Origin of the sequence: Planktothrix agardhii, from assembly GCF_904830935.1 — a bacterium.
Lineage (GTDB): Bacteria > Cyanobacteriota > Cyanobacteriia > Cyanobacteriales > Microcoleaceae > Planktothrix > Planktothrix agardhii.
In genome coordinates, this window is sequence record NZ_LR882952.1 from 87997 (window position 1) to 113369 (window position 25373).

A 25373-nucleotide genomic window follows, 5' to 3' on the forward strand; every position below is an offset into this window, starting at 1 on the left:
AAGGATTGACAAATTAACAGATTCATGATACCAAAGAACCCATTCAACGGTTTAAATCCGTAAACTGTATTAGTTGACAGGATCAGCCGTTGGGTGTATTCCTTAATTTAGTTTACCTTCTCGTTTACATTCCGTGAAAAAACTAATCAATTTTGATGTTTTTTTCAATGGGAGTAGACCTTGAGGGTAAAATATAGTTAAGATTTGTTGAGCTAATATTTTTAGATGTCAAATCAACTGCTGATGCCCACTCGTTCATCCACCGTATCTGGGACTCAAACCTTAGATGCCCCTTTAAGTCGGACTTCCGGTTCTGTTATGTCTAAGCCGCTGACGATTGATACGATGAAAAATCTGTACAACGCCGATCAGCAAGTGAAGTTTCTACATTTGCACGCTGAAGTTGAAACCTTGCTTCTGGAATTGCAAACCATCAAGCAACAGCGCCAAGAAACAGCCTCACCCGTAAATTGAGTTATCCTCTAAGTTCAACTCCCCCGATCATTACTAGCTGGGTTTAGCAAAAACAGCTAAACACCCTAGTTTTTGATTGACTCTATTTAGAGGAGGGTTAATATCGGAGTTGGAGTTAAATGGATCAACGGAAAGTGCCTGTTTTTCCCATGCAGGTGAAATTTTTGTTGTCAAATTAGGTAATTGATCAGACTACCCAAAAATTGGGAAGATAAAACCACGTAACCTTAGTATTACCCTGGCCCCCAGTGCTGAGGGATTTAAAAGTTTAAAAGATTCTATGACATTATCCTCTGTTCAACCTCAAACCCTAGCATCTTCTTCTGCTAGTTTTCCATCGGATTTACGTTTAAAGGACATTATCAAAAGTCTCCCTAGTGAAGTTTTTCTTAAAGATCAGAAAAAAGCTTGGTTGACGGTTTTTATTAATGTTCTTCTGGTTGTTGCGGGCTATTTTGCGGTTGCTTACTCTCCCTGGTTTTTTTTACCCTTAGCTTGGGTTTTTACAGGGACAGCATTAACGGGGTTTTTCGTCATTGGTCATGACTGTGGACATCGTTCTTTTTCTAACCGTCGTTGGGTGAATGATTTAGTCGGTCATCTGGCATTTCTTCCTTTAATTTATCCCTTCCATGGTTGGCGTTTAGGACATAATCATCATCACAAACATACTAATAAACTGACTGAAGATAATGCTTGGGAACCCTGGAAAATTGAAAATTATGAAGCGTCCCCTAAAATCGTAAAAATTGCTTATAAATTAACCCGAGCTAGACTGTGGTGGTTAGGTTCAATTTTGCATTGGGCAATTGTTAACTTTGATTGGCGCAAGTATGAAGGAAAAGGACAGGAACAGGTTAAATTTTCTGCTTTATTTGTGATTGGATGTGCGGCGATCGCATTTCCTACGATGATTTTTACTCTCGGAATTTGGGGCTTTGTCAAATTCTGGTTAATGCCTTGGTTAGTGTACCATTTCTGGATGAGTACCTTCACAATTGTTCACCACACTGCCCCCGATATTCAGTTTCAAGAACCTGAAGATTGGAATGAAGCCCTAGCCCAATTATCGGGAACAGTTCACTGCAATTACCCCGCTTGGGTTGAGTTTTTTTGTCACGATATTAATGTTCACATTCCTCACCATATTTCTACGGCTATTCCTTCCTATAATTTACGGAAAGCCTATAAAATTATTCAAGACAATTGGGGTGAATATCTGTATCCTGAATGTGATTTTTCCTGGTCTTTAATGACTCATATCGTAGATCAGTGTCATTTATATGATCCTGAAAATGCTTATGTTTCTTTCAAGGAATACAAGCAGTAATTAGATTTAGTAGTGAGTCCTTCAGGACTCTCTATATTTGAGTCCTGAAGGACTCACTACTTTTTAGTAGTAAGTCCTTTAGGACTCTCTATATTTGAGTCCTGAAGGACTCACTACAGTTTTAAATTAATTCATCCGTATTTTGTTCTTGTTTTTAAGTCAAATAAAATTACAGAAAATAAGTAATTACACTGATGTTATTTGCTGATTAGGCAGATATAATAAGACAAAAGTGCATCTGTTCACTTCATGCTATTAACAAATTCAACGCTTTCTCAAGGGTTTACATCAATTACACCCGCCAGTAGTGAATCGGATATTGAGCAAAATATTATTATCCCTCTATTGGAAAGTTTAGGGTATAATGCTCAGGACTGGCGGGAACAAGCCGTTATTCGTAAAGTTAGAGTTGATTTTTGTGTTCATCCTCATGAAGCAGTTGCACCTCATCCCCCCTATTTAATCATTGAAGTTAAAGCACCTCAGAAAAAAATTTTTTATTCGAGTTGGCAGATTCATGATTATATGAGAAAGTCGGGAGCTATTTTGGGGTTATTAACCAATGGCTATGAGTTTAGAATTCTCTATAATTATAGTGGGGATATCCAGACAATTTTAACCTATTCTCAATCCCAACTGATTCAAGACTTTGAACTTGTACATAAATTATTGGGTAAAAAAATAGGATTAAAATTTAGTCAAGCGTTACAAAGAAGTCAACAAAAAGTTCATGCTCGGTTTTTAAGGGCGATTGCCAATTCATTCCAAAATCCAACTATGTTAGGATTATTTAATCGGAGTAAAAAGCCTAATTCCGAACCTCCTAAATCATCAGGAAAAAATTCGGAGCAGCCAGAATCAAAATTTATTGCTAATTCTAATCAGGAGAATAAATCGATGATCATTACGGTGTTTAATAATAAAGGTGGAGTGGGGAAAACCACGATGACGATTAATTTAGGAGCCGCCTTAAATCATTTAGGTTATAACGTGCTTTTGATTGATATAGATGCTCAAGCTAACTTAACAATGGGTTTAGGAATTGATCCGTTAGAGGATATTGAAAATCAAGGGAAAAAAGATATTACCCATTTATTAATTGATCCAAGAGTTAAACTAGAAGATATAGTGATTGAAAAACAATGGGGAAATCTGAAGTTACATTTAGTTCCGTCCCATATTCGATTAAGTTATAAGGAACCGGATTTATTGAGCACTGTTGATATTGATAGAGTTTTAGCTAAGAAGCTTAAAAATCATCATTATGATTTTGTTTTAATTGATCCGCCTCCGTCTTTTAGTAAAGTGAATGCGATTTCCTTGATGGCTTCTTCAGGCATTTTAATCCCCACACAACTATCTGCTTATCCCGTCAGAGCCTTAGAATATGTGATTGAAAAAGCTCGTAAAATTGGGGAATATAAAGAAGAACCTTTACCAATTTTAGGAATTGTTGTCAGTATGTATGATCAACGTTCTTCTAGTTTTAATCTTTCGATGGGAAATCAAATTTTTGAGATATTAGATAAAATCGGAGAACAGGATAATATTGATTTATTCCCAGAACATACTTGGGTTCCTCGACTGAATATTGTTTCTAACTGTCCCGATAAAGGATATCCAATTTTTTCCTCGGAATTTGATGATCAATTGACCTTTCCAGAAAAGGAAGCCGCCCAAAAAGCCTGTGAACGTTATTTGGACTTAGCTCAACACTTAGTTAAAGTTTCTATTTCTAAAACAGGGAATTAAAATCGATGAGTTTATCAGAGCGTCAGATTCAAATTGGTTCTTATTTAGGAATTCAACCTATTATTCATGGTCAAATTCATACGTTTCAAATTGCTATACCGAATGCAGAAACGATAGAAATTTTACCAGAAAGACGAGAAATTTTAGCACAAACACTCAAGGAACATCAAAGTAATTTAGGGTCTTTAGTTGTACGACGAACTAAAGCTTATGATGATAAAAAAGAATATGAAATTGTTTATGGTGCAGATTGGTGTATCGTCGCTGAAGAATTAGAAATTGAACGTCTTTGGGTTTGGGTTTTTGATTTGACAGATGAACAAGCAATTACCATGAAAACTGAAATGGAAAAATTGTTTGGTGGTGATTCTATTCAACCTATAACTCCAGAATTTCAAACCTTATCTCAAATGATATCTTCTGAAAATACACAAATTAACAACCGATTACAACAGCTTAAAACTACTGTTAATAATTTAACGGCTAATCTTGATAATTTGACTCAGTTAGTTGAACAGATTATTATCATTATACCTCCACCACCTCCCACTCCCACTCCTCCACCTCCCCCAACTAAAAAACTCAACCTACAAAATGCTAATCCTCAAGAAATTCGACAAAAACTTGAAAACGTTGGAGTCAAAGATCTTTATATTGAAGCTGCATTAAACGCAATTGATCATTGGAAAAAAGTTGAAGGTGGATTAACTTGGAAAAACCTTAAAAAATCAACTAAATCAGGTAGAGACAAAATTAAAAACTTTGGTGACTCGACCTATAAAATGCTTGCACAGATTGGTGAAATTTCTAATACCTGATTTTCCCTCAATCCTAAAAAGTAGTGAGTCCTTCAGGACTCTCTATATTTGAGTCCTGAAGGACTCACTACGGGTTATTTGGGTTGATTTGGGGTAAATATCATTACCCCAGATCCTTGATTTGTTTTATAGTTAATTTGTAGTTTACCTTCAGAATTAATCTGAAAAGTTTGAGTTTTTTCTAAAGCTGAGAGAAATTGATCTTCTTGCTTCATAATTTCTTCTGGACAGGCCATTTGAGTTCTCCCGGCTACACCAAATTTTAATTGTTCATCCTCAAGGGTGTAGGATGCAAAGTAACGGTTACAACTCGATGAACCACTAATTTGATTATTTTCAAATTGTAGGGTGATTTCCGTTTCATCTAGGGGCGTTTGGGTGGATTTTTCATTGCCCCAGGATATTAATTTCCAAGAGGTTCCACTGAGAGCATCAGAAGCCATAGAAGGGTTAATCATAGACAGAATGGATAGACTAGCAACGGATAGGGATAGGAGTAATTTTTTCATAGGGTCAGTTTATTTTTTAATTGTCCAAAAGGGTAACTGTTGAGTTAATTGTAACCGAATATTGTCAATTCCGTTTTTAGCAAAAACATAGGTTTTATCTTGCCAAAGGGGAATATAAGGCACATCTTCGGCGAGAAGTTCTTGAATTTCCTGAAAGATTAATTTGCGAGTTTCTGGGTTTTGTTCTTGTCGCTGTTGGGCAATTAATTGGTTCATGCGATCGCTATAATAGAAAGAACCCTGATATTGACTGGAACCCTTGACACATCCAGTTTCAACTGAACCTTGACTACATTCTAAAAAGGGTTGAATATAGTTATCAGCATCGAGAAAATCCGCATACCAATCTAAGATAAAAGTCGGATAAATTCCCTCCTCTAAATATTTAAAGGCTGTAGTCGATTCTACACTATTGAGTTGTAATTTTAGTAACCCGCCTAAATCCCTATCTGCTAAGGCTTTTAAGGTTAATCCTAAAAACCCTTTATTAGAGGAATTAGACGCATACCAAAGCTCAACGATGGCCGGATTTTCTGGCGTATATCCAGCTTGGGTTAAAAGTTGTTTGGCTTTTTCAATATTACCATCACCGTACTTTAAATAAAAGGTGGGTTTATAATCGCTAAAGGTAGTAGGAATTAAACTAAATAATTTTTCTCCTTGATTTTGTAATACCCGTTCATTAATAATAGAACGATTGATTAAAGCGGCTAGAGCTTGTCTAACTTCTATCCGATTTAAGGGTTCGGATTTAACATTAATTAGGAGATAATTAATCGTATTTCCATTAGCAGAAATCATTTGCCAATTCCCTGCTTCGGCTCCTTTTTGTAAACTCGAAATTTGATCGGGATTTAAGGATAAATAGGCAATATCAACCGCACTACTTCTAAAGGCATTAAATAAATTAGAGGAACTAGAAAAACGTTGAATATCAATACCTGTATTAGCAGGTTTTTCGCCCCAATATTGGTCAAAAGCATCTAAGCGAATTACATCTATCCCTAAAGATTTTAATTTATAAGGCCCGGTTCCGACAAATTCATTGGGTTTAAATTTCCCTTCTCCAATTTCATAAAATTGGGGAGAAACCGCCGTAATTCCTGAAAAAGCTAATAGGGAAGGAAAGGCGGCAAAGGGTTTTTTTAGTTTAATTGTTAATTCATAGTCTCCTGTTGCTTGAACAGTATCAATTGTATCTGCTAATAATGAGGAGGGAGACCCAGCATTTTGAATAAATCGTTTAATAGAAAATTCCATCGCGGCGGCATCAAAAGGGGTTTGATCATGAAACAAAACGCCTTTTCTGATCGGAATAGTATAGGTTAATCCATCGGAACTCAGGGTGGGTAAAGCGGTGGCTAATTTAGGGATAAGTTGATTGGTTCCTATTTCATAATCATAGAGGCGATCGCCTAAATTATACAGGATATTTCCTGAAATAACTTCATAGGCATCGGCCGGATCAAGGGTGCGGAGTTTTAAGGTTGTTCCAATAGTAATTCGTCCATTATCCGATGAGGATGGAGAGGAAGAACTAATCCTTTGCTGGGAACTACAACTAACAAGAATTAGACAAAATAAGCAAAATAAACCTATCCATTTAGTCAGAAATTTTCGGGAAAATGGATGCAGATTTTGTAATTGATTCCACAGGTTTACCATCGGTTAAAAATATTAAGGATAAATCTAATCTTTGATCATAGCATTTTACAGCCCCATCAGCTTTCTGAATCCGAATTTTTATCTTTTTCTTCCTCAATAATTACCATTCCCGGTTTTAAGGGGATATCAGTTGGAGGAATTACTAAGGTATCACCCACTTTTAAACCGGATTTAATTTCAACTTTAGTTAAATCTTTTAATCCCAGGGTGACGGGTTGTTTTTGAACTTGATTATTTGCGTCTAATTTCCAGACAAAAGATGATTTTCCTTCGGATTGAATTAATTCTGTATTAATCGCAATCACGTCTTTTTGTTGTTCTAAAATAATCTCAACACTCACCTGACCCCCTGGAATTAATACCCGGGTTGGTTGATCTAATCTTACCGTAGCAGGAACGGTTGGTTGACCCGATGAACTACCAGATTGACTCTTTTCGGGGGTTGCTTGTAAATTCACCCATTCTACTCGTCCTTGAAAGGGTTTAGAATTAGGGCCGATAATTGTAATTCGTGCGGATTGATTGGGTTTAACTTGAGCAGCATTCAGGGTAGATAACTGAAGTTGAACTAATTCTTGATCGGGATCTCCTATGGTAATTAAATCATCTCCTAGCTTGATACCATCCCCCGGTTTCACATTAATATTTAGCACAACTCCTTCTAAGGGTGAAGTTACTAGATTATTCTTTAACTGTGATTTTTGTTCCTTATATCCTACTTTAAGTTTCTGGAATTCACTTAAACTTTGTTGAAGTTCAGACTGAGCAGTTAGGAGTTCGTTTTTAGCAGTTAAGATATCATTGGTGGGATCTGAGGTTGGGTCAAATTTATTTTTACTGTTTTCTAAGTCAAGAATATTATTTTTTAAGGTTAATTGTTCATTTTTTAAATTTGCTTCTTTTGTCCGAATATCTGCTTTCTTTGGATCTAAGTCCGTTTGTGAAATGAACCCTTTTTCCAAGAGATTATTTGATTTATTTAACTCCGCTTCTGCGACGGTTAAATCTTCTTGCGCTTCAATAACTTTCTGTTGTTGACGTTCCAATTGAGCTTGATTCTTTTGAATTTCAATCCTTTGACTGATTTGTTTGGATTTAACTTGCTGTTGATACTTTTCTAAACCATTTTTATAGGTAATTTTAGCAATTTTTAATTTATTTTGTGCTTCTTCTACTTTTTGGCGATTTCGTTCTATTGCAAGTTCTTGCTTCTGAATCTCTAATTGTTTTTGTAGTAAGGAATTTTCCCCTGCGGTAGACCTCAACAGAATTAAATTTTGCCCCCGAATAATTGGATCACCTACCTTAACAAAAATCTTCTCCACCGCACTATCAGTAGGGGATTTAATCGTTCTTTGGCCACCTAATTCAACGCTTCCCCCTTCACTAATTTTATTTTCAATCGTTCCTAATTCGACTTTCTGTAACCCAGCGGCAACCGCTTCTGCCTCGTTTTTTTGTAGTTTATAATACAAAGCCACACCCACTAAACTGACCCCAGTAAATAGAGTCGCAATAATTAGCCATTTAACTCCTCGTTGATAGGCTCTTTTTGCTTGGTAATCTAGGCTTGACACAGATTTATAACCTCCGCCTTTAAATTAAAATAGGGGTAATTGTCATTATATCCTAAAAAAATGACTAAGTTTATCTTCAGGGGACAATCAATCGTTAATTTCCATTGTGTATTATGAAGATTTATATAGTTTAACAAAATGATCATAACACAGGAAAAAATTGGTTTTAGGTAGGGTATAATCAATTTATGTGATGAATCAATGCCACCAAAACAATCCATTCTAAAATATGCCTAATGTTAATGACTTAGAGAATAAAATGGAGCAGTCAATATGTATACATCTGTAAAATCTCAGAGTACAGTTCTCGCTGTTGATGATAGCATTCCTGTGCAAAAACTGGTGAAACGGATGTTGGAAAAACACTATCAGCTAGTTTTTGCAAACAATACCACCGAGGCTTTAACGGTACTCCATCAGCAGTCCATTGACTTAATGCTTTTGGATATCTCTATGCCCGGAATGGATGGTTTAGAACTGTATGGATGGTTTAGAACTGTGTCGAGTTTTGCGAGGATTGCCCAATTTCAGCCACCTCCCGATTGTGATGCTCACATCCCGGAATGGGGCTCAGGATCAGGTAGAGGGTCGATTATCCGGGGCGACGGCATATTTGACCAAGCCTTTCTCTAAAGAAAAACTACTGCATACGATTGCAAAAATTCTGAATCAGACAGTTAGTCTAATGTCTGAATTATAATGGATTTGGGTAAAATATAGACCATATCCTTTGACATTGGAGATTCAAAAAATCCTAGGAAACGATATAATTTCTTTAGGTTTTCGGATGTACCTTTAACATGACCAGTACAATTCCACAGGGTGAGCAGTATCAAGTAGATCTGCATCAGATCGCCGATAATTTGCCGGGGGTAATTTATCAATTGCTGCTACACCATGATGGTTCTCAAGAGTATGTATATATTAGTTCTAGTTGCCGAAGAATTTACGAGCGAGAACCCGATGAAATTCAGCATAATGCCGCTTTAATGTGGGGATTGATGAATGATCGGGATCAACAGGTTTTTACTCAATCCCTTGTAACCTGCGCTCAAAAATTAATTCCTTGGCAACGGCAATGGCAATATCAAACTCCATCGGAAAAAATCAAATATTTATCTGCGATCGCCCAACCTTGTCCTCAACCCAATGGCGATCTAGTTTGGGATGGATTAATTTTAGAAATTCCACCCCAAACCCTCGATAATTCTTGTCGCTGTCACCCTGAAACCTGCGAGATTGAAAGGATTACAACCAATAAAATTGAACAAGTTTTAAGCCGATTTGACTCCTCAGATGACTCAATAGAACCGGAAAAAATAGAAGCAGTTTTAGAAGAAAAAGAAGAATTTTTAAGAAATATTTATAACGGCGTAGAACAGGTTATTTTTATTATTGCGGTTTTTAATGAAAAGAACTTTCGATGTTTGGGTTGGAATCCTAAAACCGAACAAATCACAGGACAAAAATCTACCCAAGTTTATGGAAGAACCTTTACAGAAATTTTTGGTTTAGTGGAAGGGGAAAAAATGCTCCAACATTATCGAGATTGTGTTCAGGCAAAAACCTTAATTCAATATGAAGAAGAAATTTGGTTTGAGGATAAACAAACCTTTTCTTTAACCACCCTCAATCCTATTTCAGATTCCAGTGGGAAAATCTATAGAATTATTGGGACTTCTCTGGATATCACCGCCAGAAAAAATGCAGAAATAGCGTTGCAAAATTCACAAATCCGCTTCCAACAATTAGCAGAAAATGTCCCTGGTGTTACCTATCAATATCATCAATATAATCATCAAGGACGGGGCTGTTTTACCTATTTAAGCCCCAAATGTTTAGAATTAACAGAAATTAGACACGAAGTGATTTTAAAAAATGCTGATTTCTTGTGGAAACTAATTCATCCTGATGATCTGAATAGCTTTGTCGATTCCATGGCTCAAGCTGTAGATACGGGAAAACCTTGGCAACATCAATACCGTTTAATTACTCCTTCGGGCAAAATCAAATGGATTCAAGCCGGAGGAAGTTTAGGTAAACAACCGGATGGATCAATTGTTTGGGATGGTTTACTTTTAGATATTAGCGATCGCAAACAAACCGAAGCAGCTTGGCAAAATTCAGAACAACAATTGCGGGAATTAGCCGAACGAGAAAAGATGCAAAACTGCATCGGTAATTTGATTAGAAATTCCCTAGATTGGAATACCATTTTAGAGACAACGGTAGAAGAAATTCGTCAATTATTAGGAGTTGATCGCTGTTATTGTGTCGGATATAACTTAGAATTAAATCCTCCAGAATGGGAAATGCTCAAGGAATCTAAAGCCCCTAATTTAATCAGTATTTCTGAACTATATCCAGGGAATGCCCTCCACCCCATTAGTGAAATTATTTTACAAGAAAAAATTATCCAAATTGATCAGGTAATTACCTATGAAATTCCATCGGTGCGGAATTTTTTAATGGTTTTAGAATTAGAATCCGTTTTGATTTTGCCGATAAAACTTCAATCCGGTGATATTTGGGTTTTAGTCTTAGCCCATTGTCAGGAGCCTCGACCATGGAAACCCCAGGAAGTTGAACTTTTACGCTTTATTATCAATCAGTTAGAAATTGCAATTAATCAATCAAAACTCTATACAAAATCTCAAGAATCTGCTATAATAGCCACAGCAAAAACTCAAGAATTAGAACAAACAGTTTCTAAATTGCAACAAGCTCAAATCCAGTTAGTCCATTCCGAAAAAATGTCAAGTTTAGGACAAATGGTTGCTGGAATTGCCCACGAAATCAATAACCCAGTCAGCTTTATTTTTGGAAATCTTACCTATGCTAAAGAATATCTGGATGATTTATTTTCTGTCATTAGACTCTATCAAAAACACTATCCCCATCCTGACTTAGAAATAGAAGAAAAATTAGAAGATGTCGAACTCGATTTTATTGCAGAAGATCTCCCTCAATTATTGAATTCAATGAAAACTGGGGCGGAGCGAATTAGAGATATTGTTAAATCCTTGAGAATTTTTTCTCGTTTAGATGAATCAGAACTGAAAAATATTGATTTACATGAAAATTTAGATAGTACCTTAATGTTATTGGAAAGTCGCCTCAAAGAACAACCCCATCATCTAGCTATTCAAGTGATTAAACAATATGGAAACTTACCCCCTGTTGAATGCTATGCAGGGGAACTAAATCAAGTTTTTATGAATTTATTGGCGAATGCTATTGACGCCGTGGAACAACGCAATAAACAACGATCATTAAAGGAAATTATTGCCGATCCGGGGATGATTTGGATCACGACCTCATTAACAGATTCCCAGCGCGTACAAATTAGAATTGCTGATAATGGAATTGGGATGTCCGCCGAGATTTTAGCGAAAATTTTTGATCCGTTTTTTACAACTAAAGATGTCGGGTTAGGAACAGGTTTAGGAATGTCTACCAGTTATAAAATTATCGTTGAAACCCATAAAGGTCAATTATCCTGCGTTTCAGAAACTGGGTTGGGGACAGAATGTGTGATTGAAATTCCCAAGTTACAAGCGGGTAATGGGTAATTGGTAAAAGTAGGAATTTTAGGTTAAAAAGATAGTAAAATTTGAGTTATTGTTGTTTGTATTTATAGCAATAAATCCCTAATTAAATTAACTAAATTTTCATCTATTTCTAAAGGTGAAATTAAATCAAATTTAACTGTGGGGAATTGTTCAGAAAACTGTTTAATTGATTGGGCGATCGCATCGCTTATTCCACCGGAAAACATAAAATAAGGAATAATTCCAATTCGGTTAACTCCCGATGCAATCAATACTTGAATTTGAGTTTCTAAATTCGGAGTAACCGACCAATAGGCAGGAATTGCCCCGATTTGAGCCGCTAATTGTTCAATGGGTTGATTTCCCTCCAGATGGCGACTTCCGTGGGCAATTAAAATCCAATTATCTATTTCAACCGTTGCCATTTTTGTGGAGATCAAAGGGGCTAAACGGTTGACTTTAGAACCAAAATAAGGTAATAAATTGAGTTGAATTTCCGAGCCAATTTGTGCTTGAGCGATCGAAATTTCTTCGGGTAAATCCGTGTTAACATGAACACCCGACGAGAGAAATAACGGTAAAATTTGTACTTGAGAATATCCCCAATATTGACTTAACTTGGCAAAATTTTGAATCTGTTGATGTAGAGGAAGGGGAGCTAATTCTAAAGTTGCAGTTCCAACTAAAGAACAGCCTGGAAGTTCCCCTAAATGTTTAGCCAATTGATTTAAGGCTTGTTGGGGACGAGGATCGCGGCTACCATGGGCAACCAGTAGAGATGGGGATAACAAGGGTTAGGATCAATCCTGAATATGCGGTTAACGATTGATATTGTATCGAAAATTGATCAACTTCAACAAATTTGGGAATAGAAAGCACAAACCAAAATAATTTTTTTAAAAAAAGTTGCTGATCATGTTTTAATTCTAAAACCATCAACTACATATCTACCAACTTCACCCAACCTCTGCGAACATTGTAAAGTAATCGGTTAATAATTGCCTTTTCGTCTTCAGTCAAACTATCTCCTAAAATGGCGGATCTCAGGTTTTGGCGATCGCTACGAGTCACCACACTAGAAAACATAATTTGACCAAAAAGCTCCTCCAGGGGGATCGGGCAGTATGTCATCATAAATCACCTCTACTTAGAATGGCTTGCTCAAAGATAAAAGTCTGTGAGCTTGTATATATTCATTGTGAACTTTTTGTACAGAATATTCAGTGATTCAAAGCTATGTAAATTTGTGATTGATCTGGATAACCGTTGTGATTTGAGTCAATGGGCCGATGAAGTTTGACAGTCCAACCTAGAGGGGGAAAGATTTCCCCCCATTCCCCGTCCTACAAACATTTTTCTAAGGTAGCCACAACTGATTGAGATAAACTGGGCAAATCATAACCACCTTCGAGTCCAAAGACAATTTTAGACGTCAGTTGTAGACAGTATTCGGTAAAAAGTCCGTAATCTTCTGGTTGTAGGGCAATACTGGCTAAGGGATCATCCGCGTTGGCATCATACCCGGCACTCACAATCAGTAAATCCGGCTGAAATTGACGTAAAAAGGGCATAATATAATCTTCAAAGGCAGGTTTGTATAACCCAATGGTGCTACCCGGAGACATAGGAATATTCAGAACATTTTTATGAGATCCCTGCTCATCCGCATATCCCGTCCCCGGATAACAGGGAGATTGATGTAAAGAACAGTAAGCAATCCGAGGATTATCTTCCACTAACCCTTGAGTTCCGTTCCCATGATGGACGTCCCAATCTAAAATAGCTACCTTATTAATTCCCGGTTTTTTCAGGGCGTAATAGGCTGCGATCCCCGCATTAGAAAACAAACAAAATCCCATCCCTCGATCTTTTTCCGCATGATGTCCAGGGGGACGAGCTAAAACAAAAGCCGGACGTCCGTTATCCAAGACCCGATCCACCCCATCCAACCAAGCACTCACCGCCAAAAGTGCCACATCATAACTTTCCGCCGACATCGGGGTATCCCCATCTAAATAACCACCCCCCCGATCCGAGATCGCTTTCACCTGCTGAATATAGGTCGGAGTATGTACTTTTTCCAAGAGCTTAATTAAAGAGTCCAGGCGATCGGCCACCGGAGTCGGCTTTTGCCATCGTAACTGTTCTCTCCAAGACAAGGATTTTAGAGCATTAACAATCGCCGTTAACCTTTCTGGTCGTTCGGGATGGAATAATCCCGTCTTATGATTGAGGAATTCATCAGAATAAATAACTGTTAGCATTTGTCAAGAGTTTTTTGCAATTTTAAATCCCAGATTTTACCCCCAAAAAGAAGGCAAATTATGGTAGAATTTTAAGCATTAGTCACTAATTTTATAACCCCTACCGAAAGTAATTTTTTTTCTATTAATATTTTCGGTTAAATGTGACTAATTTTAAATTGTAATGGAGTTTTTGAAGGTATGAGTACCTCTGAGTCGAGAATTGTCCCGACGGATCTCAGAAATGAAATGCAGCAGTCCTACCTAGAATACGCCATGAGCGTAATCGTAGGCCGAGCGCTGCCAGATGCACGGGATGGTTTGAAACCCGTTCACCGTAGGATCTTGTACGCGATGAACGAACTGGGCTTAACACCCGATCGGCCCTTCCGTAAATGCGCCCGTGTGGTGGGGGAGGTACTCGGTAAATATCACCCCCATGGAGATGTGGCCGTTTATGACGCCTTGGTGCGGATGGCACAGGATTTTTCCATGCGATCGCCTTTAATTAACGGTCATGGCAACTTTGGATCGGTGGATAATGATCCTCCGGCGGCTATGCGGTATACGGAATGTCGTCTACAGGCCTTAACCAGTGATTCTCTCCTGCGAGATATTGATTCAGAAACCGTGGCCTTTGGCGATAACTTCGATGGATCTCAACAGGAACCCTTAGTTTTACCCGCACGAATTCCCCAATTACTATTAAATGGATCTTCGGGAATTGCTGTGGGGATGGCGACTAATATTCCCCCCCACAATTTAGGAGAATTAATTGATGGTTTACTGGCATTAATTCATAATCCTGAGATTACTATTGCCGAATTAATGCGCCATATTCCCGGCCCAGATTTTCCTACTGGAGCGCAAATTTTAGGCACATCGGGCATTAAAGAAGCCTATAATGATGGTCGGGGTTCGATTACCATGCGCGGGATTGCTACCATTGAAACCATCGAACATAAAGGTAGACCCGATCGAGAAGCAATTATTGTCACCCAACTACCTTATCAAACCAATAAAGCCGCGATGATTGAACGCATTGCTGAAATGGTTAATGATAAGAAATTAGAGGGAATTTCCGATATTCGTGATGAAAGCGATCGGGATGGGATGCGGATCGTAATTGAACTCAAACGGGATGCTTACCCCAGAGTTATCCTCAATAACCTCTACAAACAAACGCCCCTACAAACCAATTTTGGGGCGAATATGTTAGCCCTAGTTAATGGTCGTCCTGAGATTCTCACCCTCAAACGCTTCTTAGAAGTATTCCTGCATTTTCGGGAACAAACTATCCGCAAACGCACGGAATATGAACTCAGAAAAGCTCAAGAACGGGATCATCTTTTACTGGGATTATTAATTGCCTTAGACAATTTAGATGCAATTATTGCCTTAATTCGTCATGCGGCAGATATTCCCATAGCTAAACAAGAATTAATTACTAACTATGGGTTATCTGAACAACAAGCCGATGCCATCTTACAAATGCAATTGCGACGGCTAACAGCTTTAGAATCCCAAAAAATTGACCAAGAACACCAAGAATTACAAATAAAAATTGCTGATTTAGAGGATATTTTAGCTAGACGAGAACGAATTTTAGTAATCGTTGAAGATGAAGCCCTAGAAATCAAACAAAAGTTTAATACCCCTCGTCGTACTGTGATTGAACATACAGAAGGCGAGTTAGAAGATACCGATTTAATTGCCAATGAAAAAGCCTTAATTCTGTTAACAGAACAGGGCTACATGAAACGAATGCCTGTTAATACTTTTGCTGCCCAAAGTCGAGCCACAAAAGGTAAACAAGGCACAAAAATGAAAGAGGATGATGGAGTTGAACACTTTATCACCTGTTGCGACCATGACACGATTTTATTCTTTAGTAATCGTGGTGTAGTTTACAGTATTAGAGCCTATCAAATCCCGGCTTCATCCCGCACAGCCAGGGGGGTTCCGATCATCCAAATGTTACCCATTCCCAAGGAAGAACGGATCACTTCTATTGTTCATGTTAGCGAATTTAGCGATGATGAATACTTAGTAATGTTAACCAAAGGTGGATTTATTAAGAAAACTCAATTATCCGCCTTTAGTAATATTAGAACTAATGGTTTAATTGCTATTTCCTTAGAAGATGGAGACGAATTACGCTGGGTGAGACGGGCAAAAGTTGACGATGGTATTATCATTGGTTCCCGTCACGGTATGGCAATTCATTTTAAAGCCAATAATAAACAATTGCGACCGTTAGGAAGGGCAACCCGCGGCGTTAAATCCATGAAATTGAAAGGGGATGATACCTTAATCAGTATGGATATTTTGCCCAGTGCAATTATTTCTAATTTCGCTGAAGCGGAGGGAGAAGAAATTGAAACCGATGACGAATTGATGCTCACAACGGTAGCAATTACCGAGGAAGAAAACGAAACAGAAACCGAAGTAGTAGCGGAGGTTAACTCCCTAGGACTATCGGTTTTAGTCATAACCGCTAGTGGTTATGGAAAAAGGGTTCCAGTGTCTCAATTCCGCTTACAAAATCGGGCTGGAAAAGGGATTATTGCCACCAAGTTTAAACCCCATGCTAAGAAAGATGAAGTAGTGGCTTTAAAAGTCGTGGATGAAACCCATGAATTAATGTTAATTAGCAGTCGAGGGATTATTATTCGTCAAGTCGTGAATGCCATTCCCCTACAATCTCGAAGTGCTACTGGGGTTCGTGTTCAGCGATTATACGAGGAAGATTCCATTGCCGCGGTGGCCATTGTTCCCGCTTCCGGGGAAGAAGACGTGGAAAGCCTATCCAATTCTGAAGAATCTGGAGAATCTGGGGAGTCTGGGGAAGAAGAATAAAAAATAACCCACTAAAAAAAGGGGTTGGGGGGATAATAGTCCCCCTTTCCCTCCGAAACCTCCCGTCCAGGGGGCAGGGGGGTCAGATCCCTGCTAAAATCAAAGTTTTTCAGGGTAAAGTTAGCGTCAAAAACCCTAACTCACCCTGAAACCAGATAAATAATCTAACGGGCTAGGAGGGATTCGAACCCCCGACACCGTGGTCCGTAGCCACGTGCTCTAGTCCACTGAGCTACAAGCCCCCGTCAGTTCAGCACAACAGTCTCAAAAATTAGCTTTTTTTGACTGCTTTATTAGCATAACACATTTTTCCCAAATGGCAAACATTTTTTCAGATTCCTCCGATCGCCTCTCCCACCTGGATGAAACCGGGGAAGCGAGGATGGTGGATGTGTCGGGGAAGGTAGCAACTCGTCGCCAGGCGATCGCCGGGGGACAAGTCCGAATGTTAAAGGCCACCTTTGCCGCTATCGAAGCCGGAAACGCACCGAAAGGGGATGTTTTAGGGACGGCGAAACTGGCCGGAATCATGGCTGCCAAACAAACAGCCCAGTTAATTCCCCTATGTCATCCCTTGCCCTTAAGCAAAATTGATGTCCAAATTCTGCCCGATCCCAAATTACCCGGGTATCAGATTCGGGCGGAAGTTATTACCAAAGCGGAAACCGGGGTGGAAATGGAGGCATTAACGGCCGTTTCCGTGGCGGCTTTGACCCTCTATGACATGGCTAAAGCCCTAGAAAAATCCATTGTGATTGAGGCAATTCGCCTGTTGAGTAAAACCGGGGGAAAATCAGGGGACTACCAACAACAGATAGAAGTCAATCCCAGTTAGGCCTAAAATGGAATAGAAAATCTTGGGAACTTATTGTCTATGCCTCCTCGTTGGCCCCGTCAACCTGACCGGAAAGATCCAGATTATCGTCGTTTGGATGATCGGATGAATTTTGCCACCCATGTTGCTATTTTTGCCACGATTAATTCGGGTTTATGGTTTTTCCATAATCTGCAATCCACGGACTGGTCTTGGTTAACCCCATTTACCCTGGTTTGGTTATCTGCGATCGCCATTCATGGCCTTTATATTTTTGCGATCGCCGACTATTCTCCAGTCACACCCAATCGATAAAATTTAGGTTAACGATTCATCGTTAACCCCCAATAATTTAGGAGTTTAATTATGTCTGTTTTAGATACAAGAAACCTGGAAAAATTAGCCTCTGAAATTGGAGAAAATATCTATATTGATATTGCTAAATGGCGTCTCTATTTAGCTGAAGCTCATTTGCATACACAATTAGCCGAACAACTTTATCCGCTTTTAGATCAAGGAGATTTTAGTGAAAGTGAAGTTCAACAGGTTTTACAAAAAATTCATGTAAATTTAGGGGGAGGAAAACAGACGACCTCCTTAGTGAATTTAATTCCCAATACAGGGATTCAAGACCTGATCAAAATTTTAAAAGACTTCCAAGAAGACCTGTAAACTTCGTAGTGAGCCCTTCAGGGCTCCATCAAATTCTAACTATAGCAATAAGATTTCAATTAAATTTAGCTCAGGTGAGTAGGTATAGCAATCCTAAATAGTTGTAACATTTCAATACTGATATGAAACCGTCAGAAGTATTACCCCTGTTCCCTGTTCCCTTTTGATCAGGAATTTTGAACACAACTCAAATAGGATTGCTATAGATTGAAATTTCATTCGGAGCAACCCAGTTAACTTTTCGTTACATACTTGTCGATTTTCTCGCCCACTTACACTTACTTAATGTAAAGTTTTATAATAATTTTCAACACGTCTAAGAAAAAGGCATCGGTCAGTTATACTAGAGTAAGTAATATTGATTAGGATATTCTCTAATAATCTCCAGGGTGTGCATAAAACCCTAGAGATTGTCCTTCCCAAGCATCACCGAAACTGGGTGCAATCTCCTGGCAATCACCTATAATCTTTTGACTCCTCCAGCCGAGAGGTAGGTTTTGCAATTGATAAACTCCCCTAACTTTCCAACCCATTCAGACTAACCTAAAACTATTTCAGGTAATAGAAAATAAAGGATTGCTCATGAACACCGTTAATTTTGGCCTAAGTTCAGCCTCCACAGACAATATATTACTGATCATTGATTCATCCGTTCCGAATATCCCCCAATTATTAGACGCAATGGGTGAAGATGTTGATTTTATTATCCTCTCAAAAAATGAAGATGGAATTCAACAAATTACCAATATTTTATCAAGCTACAAAAATTTAAAAGCTGTTCATCTGTTCACCCATGGAAGTTCAGGAATACTACATTTAGGGAATACCACCCTAAACATCAATAATATTGAAAAATATGCACCCCAACTGAAAACTTGGCGACAAACTTTTACAGAAAATACCGATTTTTTAATCTATAGTTGTGAACTCGCATCGGATAACGGTGGGTTTCTGTCTCGTCTTCATAAGTATCTAGGAGTTAACCTAGCGGCTTCGCGTCAAAAAGTGGGTTATACTCCCTTGGGAGGAAGTTGGAACCTAGATGTTATCTTAGGAAAAATTACCACGCCATTTCCGTTTGATCAAGAAAAAATTACTGCTTACCCAGCAATATTAGGGACTTATAATGTCAGTACCGTTGATGAGCTAAAAACAGCTATTAACACGGCTAACACCACAGCAGAAGACGATGTTATTAATTTAACAAAAGGAGTCTACAGCTTAACAACTGTTGATAACAACACCTCCGATGGTTGGGCTAGTGATGCTAACGGTTTACCCACTCCTACAGATATAACCGTTGGTGGAAAACTGACCCTTAACGGGAATGGGGCTATTATTGAACGAAGTACCGCAGCACCTGCTTTCCGTTTCTTTTATGTTCCCTCCAATAGTAACCTCACCCTCAATAACCTCAGCTTTAGGAATGGGGAAGCAGACAAACGGGGGGGAGCAATTTATGTCAGTAGTAGCCTAGGCAACCTTACCGTTAATAATAGTACCTTTGCCAATAACAAAGTCACAGGCGACGGAGGAGAGGGCGGCGGGGCAATTTTTATTTACTACAATAGTACCGCTACTATTAATAATAGTACCTTTTCCGGTAACAGTGTAGAAGATAGTGGCGGTGCTATTTATAATATTGGCGAGTTATTTGTTACCAATAGTACCTTTACGAACAACAAAGCCGATACTAATACGAGTAATAATAGCTCTTATGATAGTGGTGGAGCCATTTTTCAAGATAGTGGAACAGCCACCCTTAAAAACACATTAATTGCCGGAAATCAAGACCTGTCAACAGATATTAAAAACCCCGATATAGCGGGAGGAACTTGGACAGATGGGGGTGGAAATTTAATCGGAGATAATAGCAGTGTTGAAACAACATTTCCAACCAGTAGCTTAGTGGGAACAGCCACCAATCCTTTAGATGCTAAATTAGGCCCTTTACAAGATAATGGCGGATTAAGTTTTACCCATGCTTTGTTAGCAGGAAGCCCAGCGATTGATACAGGAAATACGACTAATGCGACAGGATTAACAACCGACCAACGAGGCATTGGATTTGCTCGAATTGTTAATAGTATTGTTGATATTGGTGCGTTTGAATATGCTCCCCCAGAAATAGAAGTCTTAGACGGAATCACCAATATTATTGATGGAACCCCAACAGCCATTAATTTTGGTCAGATATCCCTAGGAGGAAGTCTCACTAAAACCTTCACGATTAAAAATACAGGATTAGGGGATTTACTGTTAACTAATCCGATAACTTTTAGCGGAACAGGTGTTACCGGATTAGGAAATTTTACCACCACTACACTTGCTCCTAATGGGAGTACAACTGTTGATGTTACCCTCACACCGAATCAAATCGGAACACTACAAGGGGAATTATCTTTTATTAATAACGATGGAGATGAAAACCCGTTTAACTTTCCTTTTGAACTGCTTGCTTCTGCGGTAGAAATTAGTAAAGTTCAAGCTCCTCCTGCGATTACCTTAAAAGCTGGAGATAACCTCGATTTTGTGGTGACATTTACTCAGCCTGTCACGATTAATAAAGGCACAGGAAATGTTAATATTCCCGTTACTTTAGATACAGGCGGAATTGTTAATGCGACGTTATTGGGCACAGGAGCAGCAAATACTCAGCATATTTTCCGTTACAATATTGGTTTAGGAAAAGAGGATAATAATGGCCTCGTTACAGGAACAGCGTTAACCTTAACGGGGGATGCAACTGTTAAAGATAGTGGGGGAAATAACGTTAATTTAACCCTGAAAAATGTGACTGATACGACAGCCATTAAGATAGATGCAGTCACACCAACAGTGAGTAGCATTATTCGTCAAACTCCGACAACAGAAATCACCAATGAGAATACTGTTGTTTATCAAGTTAATTTTAGTGAAGGGGTTAAAGACTTAGATATTAGTGATTTTATTATCACCCCAACAGGAACAGTAAACGGTACAATTGCTAGTGTTTCTACGGTAACGGGAAATAGTGTTAATGTCACCGTGAATAATATTAGCGGAAACGGAACATTACGACTGGATACCGCAGCAACTCCAACAATTAAAGACCTGGCTGGAAATGCCTTAACAACAGCCTTTAATACAGGTGAAACTTATACGTTTGACAGAATTCAACCAACAGTTAGTAGCATTATTCGTCAAACTCCAATCACAGAAATCACCAATGGAAATACCGTTGTTTATCAAGTTAATTTTAGTGAGGGGGTTAAAGATTTAGATATTAGTGATTTTATCATCACCCCAACAGGAACAGTAAACGGTACAATTGCTAGTGTTTCTACGGTAACGGGAAATAGTGTTAATGTCACCGTGAATAATATTAGCGGAAACGGAACATTACGACTGGATACCGCAGGGACTCCGACGATTAAAGATCTTGCTGGAAACGCCTTAACAACAGCCTTTAATACAGGTGAAACTTATACAGTTGAGGTTATAACGCCCACGCCCACGCCCACGCCCACGCCCACGCCCACGCCAGCACCCACACCCACACCAACGCCAACTCCAGCACCCACACCAGAGCCAACTCCAGCGCCGACAATAGCGCCAACTCCAGCGCCGACAATAGCGCCAACTCCAGCGCCGACAATAGCGCCAACTCCAGCGCCGACAATAGCTCCCACACCAGAGCCAACTCCAGCGCTGACAATAACTCCCACACCAGAGCCAACTCCAGCGCCGACAATAGCTCCCACACCAGAGCCAACTCCAGCGCTGACAATAACTCCCACACCAACGCCTACACCAGCGCTGACAATAGCTCCCACACCAGAGCCAACTCCAGCGCTGACAATAACTCCCACCCCAACACCATCACCAACGTTAGCCCCAACCCCAACGCCCTCACCGACGTTAGAACCGACCCCAACGCCCTCACCAACCTTAGCCCCGACCCCAACCCCATTACCTCCTGGTGATACCACTCCCCCGACAGTTACCATTACGCAAAATCGTCCCTTCTCTAACAATACTGTTTACTTAAAGGTTGAATTTAATGAACCTGTGAACGGGTTTGAAGGTAATGATCTCCTCTTAGGGGGAACTGCGAACCCCAAAACCGCAACCATTACAGGTAGTGGTAGCAGCTATGAAGTAGCGATCGGAGGAATGACAGCATTTGGGAATATTTCGGTTACACTTCCAGCCAATACTGTTACCGATGAAGCGGGCAATTTTAACCAACAGAATACCGTCATTGATCAACTGACTAACTTTAGCCCACCAGACAAGCCAGAAACTCTAAATTTCCTTCAAGGTCTTGCTGTGGATCTGAAGATTTCTCTAGAACAACTAAACAAAACACCACTGGTTTTAGCAGCAAATACCACTAACGATCCCGTCAAGACACTTGAAGCATTTGCATCTAAATTGAAGGATACTCGTCTATTTAGTATTGACGCATTTAATAATTCTGCCTTTGTAAACCAAATAGCAGGAGCAGCAAGTTCATCTGATATTGTAACAGCATTGAGCGGACTAAGTGCTGAACGATTTGCTTTGCTATATCGGTTAGGTTTTACGCAGTTTGCCAGTTCACCCATACGTCGAGCTGAGGTATTTAGCAGAATAAGATACTTCAACATCTCGTTAAGTCAGGTGATGACTGATAAATTTACCAGCGTCCGTTTCTTAGGCCCAGGCGGGAGTATTGTGCCTGGCCTCTTTAATAAGGTTAATCAGGAGGACAGAGAAGCTCGCGAAAACTTAATCGCACCTCAATATGATGTGATATCCTTGGTTGATGACCTGGCACCAGAGAATTTTAATTCTATCCCCCTGTTAGATCCAGGAGACGATACATTTTCTCAGCATTATTATGTATTGAATTCCAATGGGGGTATGGTATTCCCTCTGGAAGTTACCCAGAAATTGAGTATTTCTGAACAACCGATTAACGCCAACGCGACGAATCAGGAAATCTTTGAACATTTCAATCGAGAAAGCTTTGAAGTTTCTGTCCCTGAAAAGATTGGCGGTGCAATGTTAACGGAAAATAATCGCACCTTGCAAAATTTACAAACAGATCTTCAAGAAACTCTAGGAACTGAATCTCCTGAACTAAATCAATTTGCTCAACAAATTTCAACTCGGTTTGATGCCAATACCCCATGGGATTTCTCTATGCTTGCTCCTTTCTCTGAATCTCCGGGGGATTTGCCGAGTAGTTCCCCAATTCTTCTGCAAGCAAATGTGGCTTTATCCGAACAAACCGGACGCGGAAATCAACAAATTAGCTTGATTGATAGTACGGATTTACCCAATTCTATTATTCAACTCAAAAATATTAATGTTGCTTTATTAAGGGGGCCAATGCAACTGGTGGGGGATACCGGAAAAAACATTGTTGTTGGAGATAAACTAGCCCAAACCATTAGACATCTCCGAAAATTCCCAAATGCTCTCTATCGCTACTTTTTGAACCTCTAGCACTCCTGTGCCTGGTTCTCCCAAAGTAACGGATTCATAGGCTTTTTCAGTTACATTAATAATAATTAATGAATTTTATCTCTGATATTCAATCATTTTTTAAAAGCATTCTGGGCAATTCTTAGATAATAATACAATCGCTCCTATTCGCCATCTTATTAGTCCACATACTGTCAAGATTACTGCTTCATAATTTTGGCTCTTTAACCGAAATCTTTCTGAAGCAACTCGATAAATTTTTATCAGTCTTATTAAATGTTCGACTACAATCCTTTGTTTGGCTTTTAACCGATTTTCTTCTCGATGTTCAAGCGATATTTCTTGATTCCTCGGTTTCTTATATGGTGTATTAATTGCTGTTTCCCCTACATAAGCTTTATCCCCTCTGTATTTTTGATTATTCCCCAATTCCTCCCTTCTTTCTCTCCACAATTTTAGATCGCTTGTTGCTCCGGTATAACCCACAGCTATATCCACTATTTCTTTCCCGTTTGGCATGACAATGACTTGATTTTTAAAGGTATGTGTTTTTTTCTTTCCTGAGTAATATTTTTTTTGCTCTTCATTGTCTGTTGGTCTTTGCATGGGCTGTTCATAGCTATCTACTACTAACTCAAATTCCAGCAGAATTTTTTCTACCCACTCCCAATCACTCTCGTTTTTTTTTATTTGCTCAACTAAACTGGCTGGCAGTAATTCTCTCAAGATTTTTATCTTGTTATGGAAAATATCATTCGCTGTTGATTCACTCACTTCAAACTGTAACCCTAACATTTGAAATGTCGGCATCTGATGCAGATAAATTAGAGTTAGTAAGATTTGTTCCTCCACAGACAATTTCTGGTGACGACCCCCGCCTGCTTTAATCAACCTGATCTTAGCTTTTTCCTGTTCCTGCCGTCTTTCTTGCTCTAATAACTCCGCGGCTTGAATAAGTTTTATTAGCTGTTCGTATTCCATCCCTAATAGCCTTTTTGCTTGCTGGGGATTCTTGTCCAGATAGTCTCTTAATTTACTCATCTCTCATTGGGGTAAAATCCAATTTTACCATCTTGCTATCCCTCCCCGTTTCTATTTTGGAGATGTCTATTGCGTTAGGTCAAGGAGAAGATGAAGGTCATGGCGGTGCCGCCGGAGATCTTCTCTATGGTGGAAAAGACAATGATTTGCTATTTGGAAATCAAGACAATGATAACTTGTTTGGAGATTTAGGAAATGATAGCCTTTATGGTGGACAAGGGGATGATTTATTAGATGGAGGAGAAGGGGATGATCACCTATTTGGAGATTTAGGAAATGATATTTTAATCGGTGGGAAAGGACGCGATCGCTTTTATATTGCAGCCAATACAGGAGTAGATATCATTAATGATTTTACTCTAGGTGAAGATCAAATTCAGTTAACAGATGGATTAATCTTTAACCAGTTGCAAATCACAACAGTTGATGGCAATACAATCATTAAACTTGCCAATACGGGAGAGGAACTTGTTAAACTGTTAGGTTTTGATAGTACCGTGAATTACTCTGACCTGCTACGCTGAGGTCGGAGTTTCCTGCCCAACAGAAAGCACAACAGTAGATTTCTTGCGTCCTCCACTGTTGTGTCTGACATCTGGACAACAGGCTGACTC

At 39.1% G+C, this 25373-nt stretch carries 19 protein-coding genes, 1 tRNA gene and 1 pseudogene; 13 read left to right on the forward strand and 8 right to left on the reverse strand.

The window, feature by feature from the left end:
* The first annotated feature begins 243 nt into the window (after nucleotides 1-243).
* The 4 genes from NMG88_RS00470 to NMG88_RS00485 all read left to right on the forward strand — a co-directional run bounded on the left by NMG88_RS00470 (nucleotide 244) and on the right by NMG88_RS00485 (nucleotide 4374).
* Nucleotides 244-474 (forward strand): hypothetical protein, encoded by a 231-nt coding sequence (locus tag NMG88_RS00470; protein WP_026793470.1) that lies wholly within the window; start codon nucleotides 244-246, stop codon nucleotides 472-474.
* Between the two features lie 280 nt (nucleotides 475-754).
* The gene (locus tag NMG88_RS00475; RefSeq protein ID WP_254034558.1) at nucleotides 755-1804 is read left to right on the forward strand and encodes a fatty acid desaturase; all 1050 of its coding nucleotides are present in this window, start codon (nucleotides 755-757) and stop codon (nucleotides 1802-1804) included.
* 249 nt (nucleotides 1805-2053) lie between these two features.
* Nucleotides 2054-3556 carry an AAA family ATPase gene (locus NMG88_RS00480; RefSeq protein WP_235753191.1) on the forward strand — a complete coding sequence of 501 codons (1503 nt, stop codon included), beginning with the start codon at nucleotides 2054-2056 and terminating at the stop codon, nucleotides 3554-3556.
* A gap of 5 nt (nucleotides 3557-3561) precedes the next feature.
* The gene (locus NMG88_RS00485; protein WP_235753192.1) at nucleotides 3562-4374 is read left to right on the forward strand and encodes a hypothetical protein; all 813 of its coding nucleotides are present in this window, start codon (nucleotides 3562-3564) and stop codon (nucleotides 4372-4374) included.
* A gap of 74 nt (nucleotides 4375-4448) precedes the next feature.
* Here the strand turns inward: NMG88_RS00485 and NMG88_RS00490 are convergent, their stop codons facing one another.
* The 3 genes from NMG88_RS00490 to NMG88_RS00500 are packed head-to-tail and all read right to left on the reverse strand — an operon-like array spanning nucleotide 4449 to nucleotide 8125.
* Nucleotides 4449-4883 carry an META domain-containing protein gene (locus tag NMG88_RS00490; RefSeq protein WP_084613205.1) on the reverse strand — a complete coding sequence of 145 codons (435 nt, stop codon included), beginning with the start codon at nucleotides 4881-4883 and terminating at the stop codon, nucleotides 4449-4451.
* Nucleotides 4884-4892: 9 nt separating this feature from the next.
* Nucleotides 4893-6548, reverse strand: coding sequence for an ABC transporter substrate-binding protein (locus NMG88_RS00495; RefSeq protein ID WP_254034996.1), 1656 nt, complete (start codon nucleotides 6546-6548; stop codon nucleotides 4893-4895).
* 56 nt (nucleotides 6549-6604) lie between these two features.
* Nucleotides 6605-8125 (reverse strand): efflux RND transporter periplasmic adaptor subunit, encoded by a 1521-nt coding sequence (locus tag NMG88_RS00500; protein ID WP_254034997.1) that lies wholly within the window; start codon nucleotides 8123-8125, stop codon nucleotides 6605-6607.
* Nucleotides 8126-8476: 351 nt separating this feature from the next.
* Here NMG88_RS00500 and NMG88_RS22550 point away from each other — a divergent pair.
* From NMG88_RS22550 to NMG88_RS00510, 3 genes and pseudogenes are all read left to right on the forward strand, one after another.
* Nucleotides 8477-8527, forward strand: a pseudogene (locus NMG88_RS22550) (hypothetical protein); the annotation flags it as partial.
* A 79-nt stretch (nucleotides 8528-8606) separates the two neighbouring features.
* A complete protein-coding gene (locus tag NMG88_RS22555) occupies nucleotides 8607-8825 on the forward strand; it encodes a response regulator (RefSeq protein ID WP_310995383.1) in 219 nt (72 codons plus the stop codon).
* A gap of 100 nt (nucleotides 8826-8925) precedes the next feature.
* Complete coding sequence (locus NMG88_RS00510; RefSeq protein WP_052369708.1) at nucleotides 8926-11697, forward strand: PAS domain-containing sensor histidine kinase; 2772 nt, start codon at nucleotides 8926-8928, stop codon at nucleotides 11695-11697.
* Between the two features lie 62 nt (nucleotides 11698-11759).
* On the opposite strand, the gene NMG88_RS00515 is transcribed toward NMG88_RS00510, so the two are convergent.
* The 3 genes from NMG88_RS00515 to NMG88_RS00525 all read right to left on the reverse strand — a co-directional run bounded on the left by NMG88_RS00515 (nucleotide 11760) and on the right by NMG88_RS00525 (nucleotide 13940).
* The gene (locus tag NMG88_RS00515) at nucleotides 11760-12467 is read right to left on the reverse strand and encodes a sirohydrochlorin chelatase (RefSeq protein WP_026797385.1); all 708 of its coding nucleotides are present in this window, start codon (nucleotides 12465-12467) and stop codon (nucleotides 11760-11762) included.
* Between the two features lie 148 nt (nucleotides 12468-12615).
* Complete coding sequence (locus NMG88_RS00520) at nucleotides 12616-12807, reverse strand: hypothetical protein (protein ID WP_026797383.1); 192 nt, start codon at nucleotides 12805-12807, stop codon at nucleotides 12616-12618.
* Between the two features lie 212 nt (nucleotides 12808-13019).
* Nucleotides 13020-13940 (reverse strand): histone deacetylase family protein, encoded by a 921-nt coding sequence (locus NMG88_RS00525; protein ID WP_026793463.1) that lies wholly within the window; start codon nucleotides 13938-13940, stop codon nucleotides 13020-13022.
* Nucleotides 13941-14120: 180 nt separating this feature from the next.
* On the opposite strand from NMG88_RS00525, the gene gyrA reads away from it, so the two are divergent.
* Nucleotides 14121-16778 (forward strand): DNA topoisomerase (ATP-hydrolyzing) subunit A, encoded by a 2658-nt coding sequence (gene gyrA, locus NMG88_RS00530; RefSeq protein ID WP_227351400.1) that lies wholly within the window; start codon nucleotides 14121-14123, stop codon nucleotides 16776-16778.
* Between the two features lie 168 nt (nucleotides 16779-16946).
* On the opposite strand, the gene NMG88_RS00535 is transcribed toward gyrA, so the two are convergent.
* A tRNA-Arg gene (locus tag NMG88_RS00535) sits at nucleotides 16947-17020 on the reverse strand.
* Between the two features lie 74 nt (nucleotides 17021-17094).
* Between NMG88_RS00535 and moaC the strand changes: the two genes are divergently transcribed.
* From moaC to NMG88_RS00555, 4 genes are all read left to right on the forward strand, one after another.
* Nucleotides 17095-17613: a cyclic pyranopterin monophosphate synthase MoaC gene (gene moaC / locus NMG88_RS00540; protein WP_042156800.1), complete on the forward strand. Its 519-nt coding sequence runs from the start codon at nucleotides 17095-17097 to the stop codon at nucleotides 17611-17613.
* Between the two features lie 39 nt (nucleotides 17614-17652).
* Nucleotides 17653-17907: a 2TM domain-containing protein gene (locus tag NMG88_RS00545; protein WP_083622026.1), complete on the forward strand. Its 255-nt coding sequence runs from the start codon at nucleotides 17653-17655 to the stop codon at nucleotides 17905-17907.
* A gap of 51 nt (nucleotides 17908-17958) precedes the next feature.
* A complete protein-coding gene (locus tag NMG88_RS00550; protein ID WP_254034998.1) occupies nucleotides 17959-18264 on the forward strand; it encodes a DUF3181 family protein in 306 nt (101 codons plus the stop codon).
* Nucleotides 18265-18846: 582 nt separating this feature from the next.
* Nucleotides 18847-23739 carry a DUF4347 domain-containing protein gene (locus NMG88_RS00555; protein ID WP_254034999.1) on the forward strand — a complete coding sequence of 1631 codons (4893 nt, stop codon included), beginning with the start codon at nucleotides 18847-18849 and terminating at the stop codon, nucleotides 23737-23739.
* 99 nt (nucleotides 23740-23838) lie between these two features.
* Here NMG88_RS00555 and NMG88_RS00560 read toward each other — a convergent pair whose 3' ends face one another.
* On the reverse strand, nucleotides 23839-24759 hold the full coding sequence (locus NMG88_RS00560; protein ID WP_042154442.1) for a transposase family protein: 921 nt from the start codon (nucleotides 24757-24759) through the stop codon (nucleotides 23839-23841).
* A 62-nt stretch (nucleotides 24760-24821) separates the two neighbouring features.
* Here NMG88_RS00560 and NMG88_RS22435 point away from each other — a divergent pair, with 62 nt between their 5' ends.
* Nucleotides 24822-25283 carry a calcium-binding protein gene (locus NMG88_RS22435; RefSeq protein ID WP_278047047.1) on the forward strand — a complete coding sequence of 154 codons (462 nt, stop codon included), beginning with the start codon at nucleotides 24822-24824 and terminating at the stop codon, nucleotides 25281-25283.
* Nucleotides 25284-25373: the final 90 nt, after the last annotated feature.

Coding starts and splice junctions, on each gene's coding strand:
- NMG88_RS00495 (WP_254034996.1), bottom strand. CDS start 6,548: ATGGTAAACCTGTGGAATCAATTACAAAATCTGCATCCATTTTCCCGA.
- NMG88_RS00510 (WP_052369708.1), top strand. CDS start 8,926: ATGACCAGTACAATTCCACAGGGTGAGCAGTATCAAGTAGATCTGCAT.
- NMG88_RS00475 (WP_254034558.1), top strand. CDS start 755: ATGACATTATCCTCTGTTCAACCTCAAACCCTAGCATCTTCTTCTGCT.
- NMG88_RS00520 (WP_026797383.1), bottom strand. CDS start 12,807: ATGACATACTGCCCGATCCCCCTGGAGGAGCTTTTTGGTCAAATTATG.
- NMG88_RS00485 (WP_235753192.1), top strand. CDS start 3,562: ATGAGTTTATCAGAGCGTCAGATTCAAATTGGTTCTTATTTAGGAATT.
- NMG88_RS00480 (WP_235753191.1), top strand. CDS start 2,054: ATGCTATTAACAAATTCAACGCTTTCTCAAGGGTTTACATCAATTACA.
- NMG88_RS00550 (WP_254034998.1), top strand. CDS start 17,959: ATGTCTGTTTTAGATACAAGAAACCTGGAAAAATTAGCCTCTGAAATT.
- NMG88_RS00525 (WP_026793463.1), bottom strand. CDS start 13,940: ATGCTAACAGTTATTTATTCTGATGAATTCCTCAATCATAAGACGGGA.
- NMG88_RS22555 (WP_310995383.1), top strand. CDS start 8,607: ATGGATGGTTTAGAACTGTGTCGAGTTTTGCGAGGATTGCCCAATTTC.
- NMG88_RS00555 (WP_254034999.1), top strand. CDS start 18,847: ATGAACACCGTTAATTTTGGCCTAAGTTCAGCCTCCACAGACAATATA.
- NMG88_RS00490 (WP_084613205.1), bottom strand. CDS start 4,883: ATGAAAAAATTACTCCTATCCCTATCCGTTGCTAGTCTATCCATTCTG.
- moaC (WP_042156800.1), top strand. CDS start 17,095: ATGGCAAACATTTTTTCAGATTCCTCCGATCGCCTCTCCCACCTGGAT.
- NMG88_RS22435 (WP_278047047.1), top strand. CDS start 24,822: ATGTCTATTGCGTTAGGTCAAGGAGAAGATGAAGGTCATGGCGGTGCC.
- NMG88_RS00545 (WP_083622026.1), top strand. CDS start 17,653: ATGCCTCCTCGTTGGCCCCGTCAACCTGACCGGAAAGATCCAGATTAT.
- NMG88_RS00470 (WP_026793470.1), top strand. CDS start 244: ATGCCCACTCGTTCATCCACCGTATCTGGGACTCAAACCTTAGATGCC.
- NMG88_RS00560 (WP_042154442.1), bottom strand. CDS start 24,759: ATGAGTAAATTAAGAGACTATCTGGACAAGAATCCCCAGCAAGCAAAA.
- gyrA (WP_227351400.1), top strand. CDS start 14,121: ATGAGTACCTCTGAGTCGAGAATTGTCCCGACGGATCTCAGAAATGAA.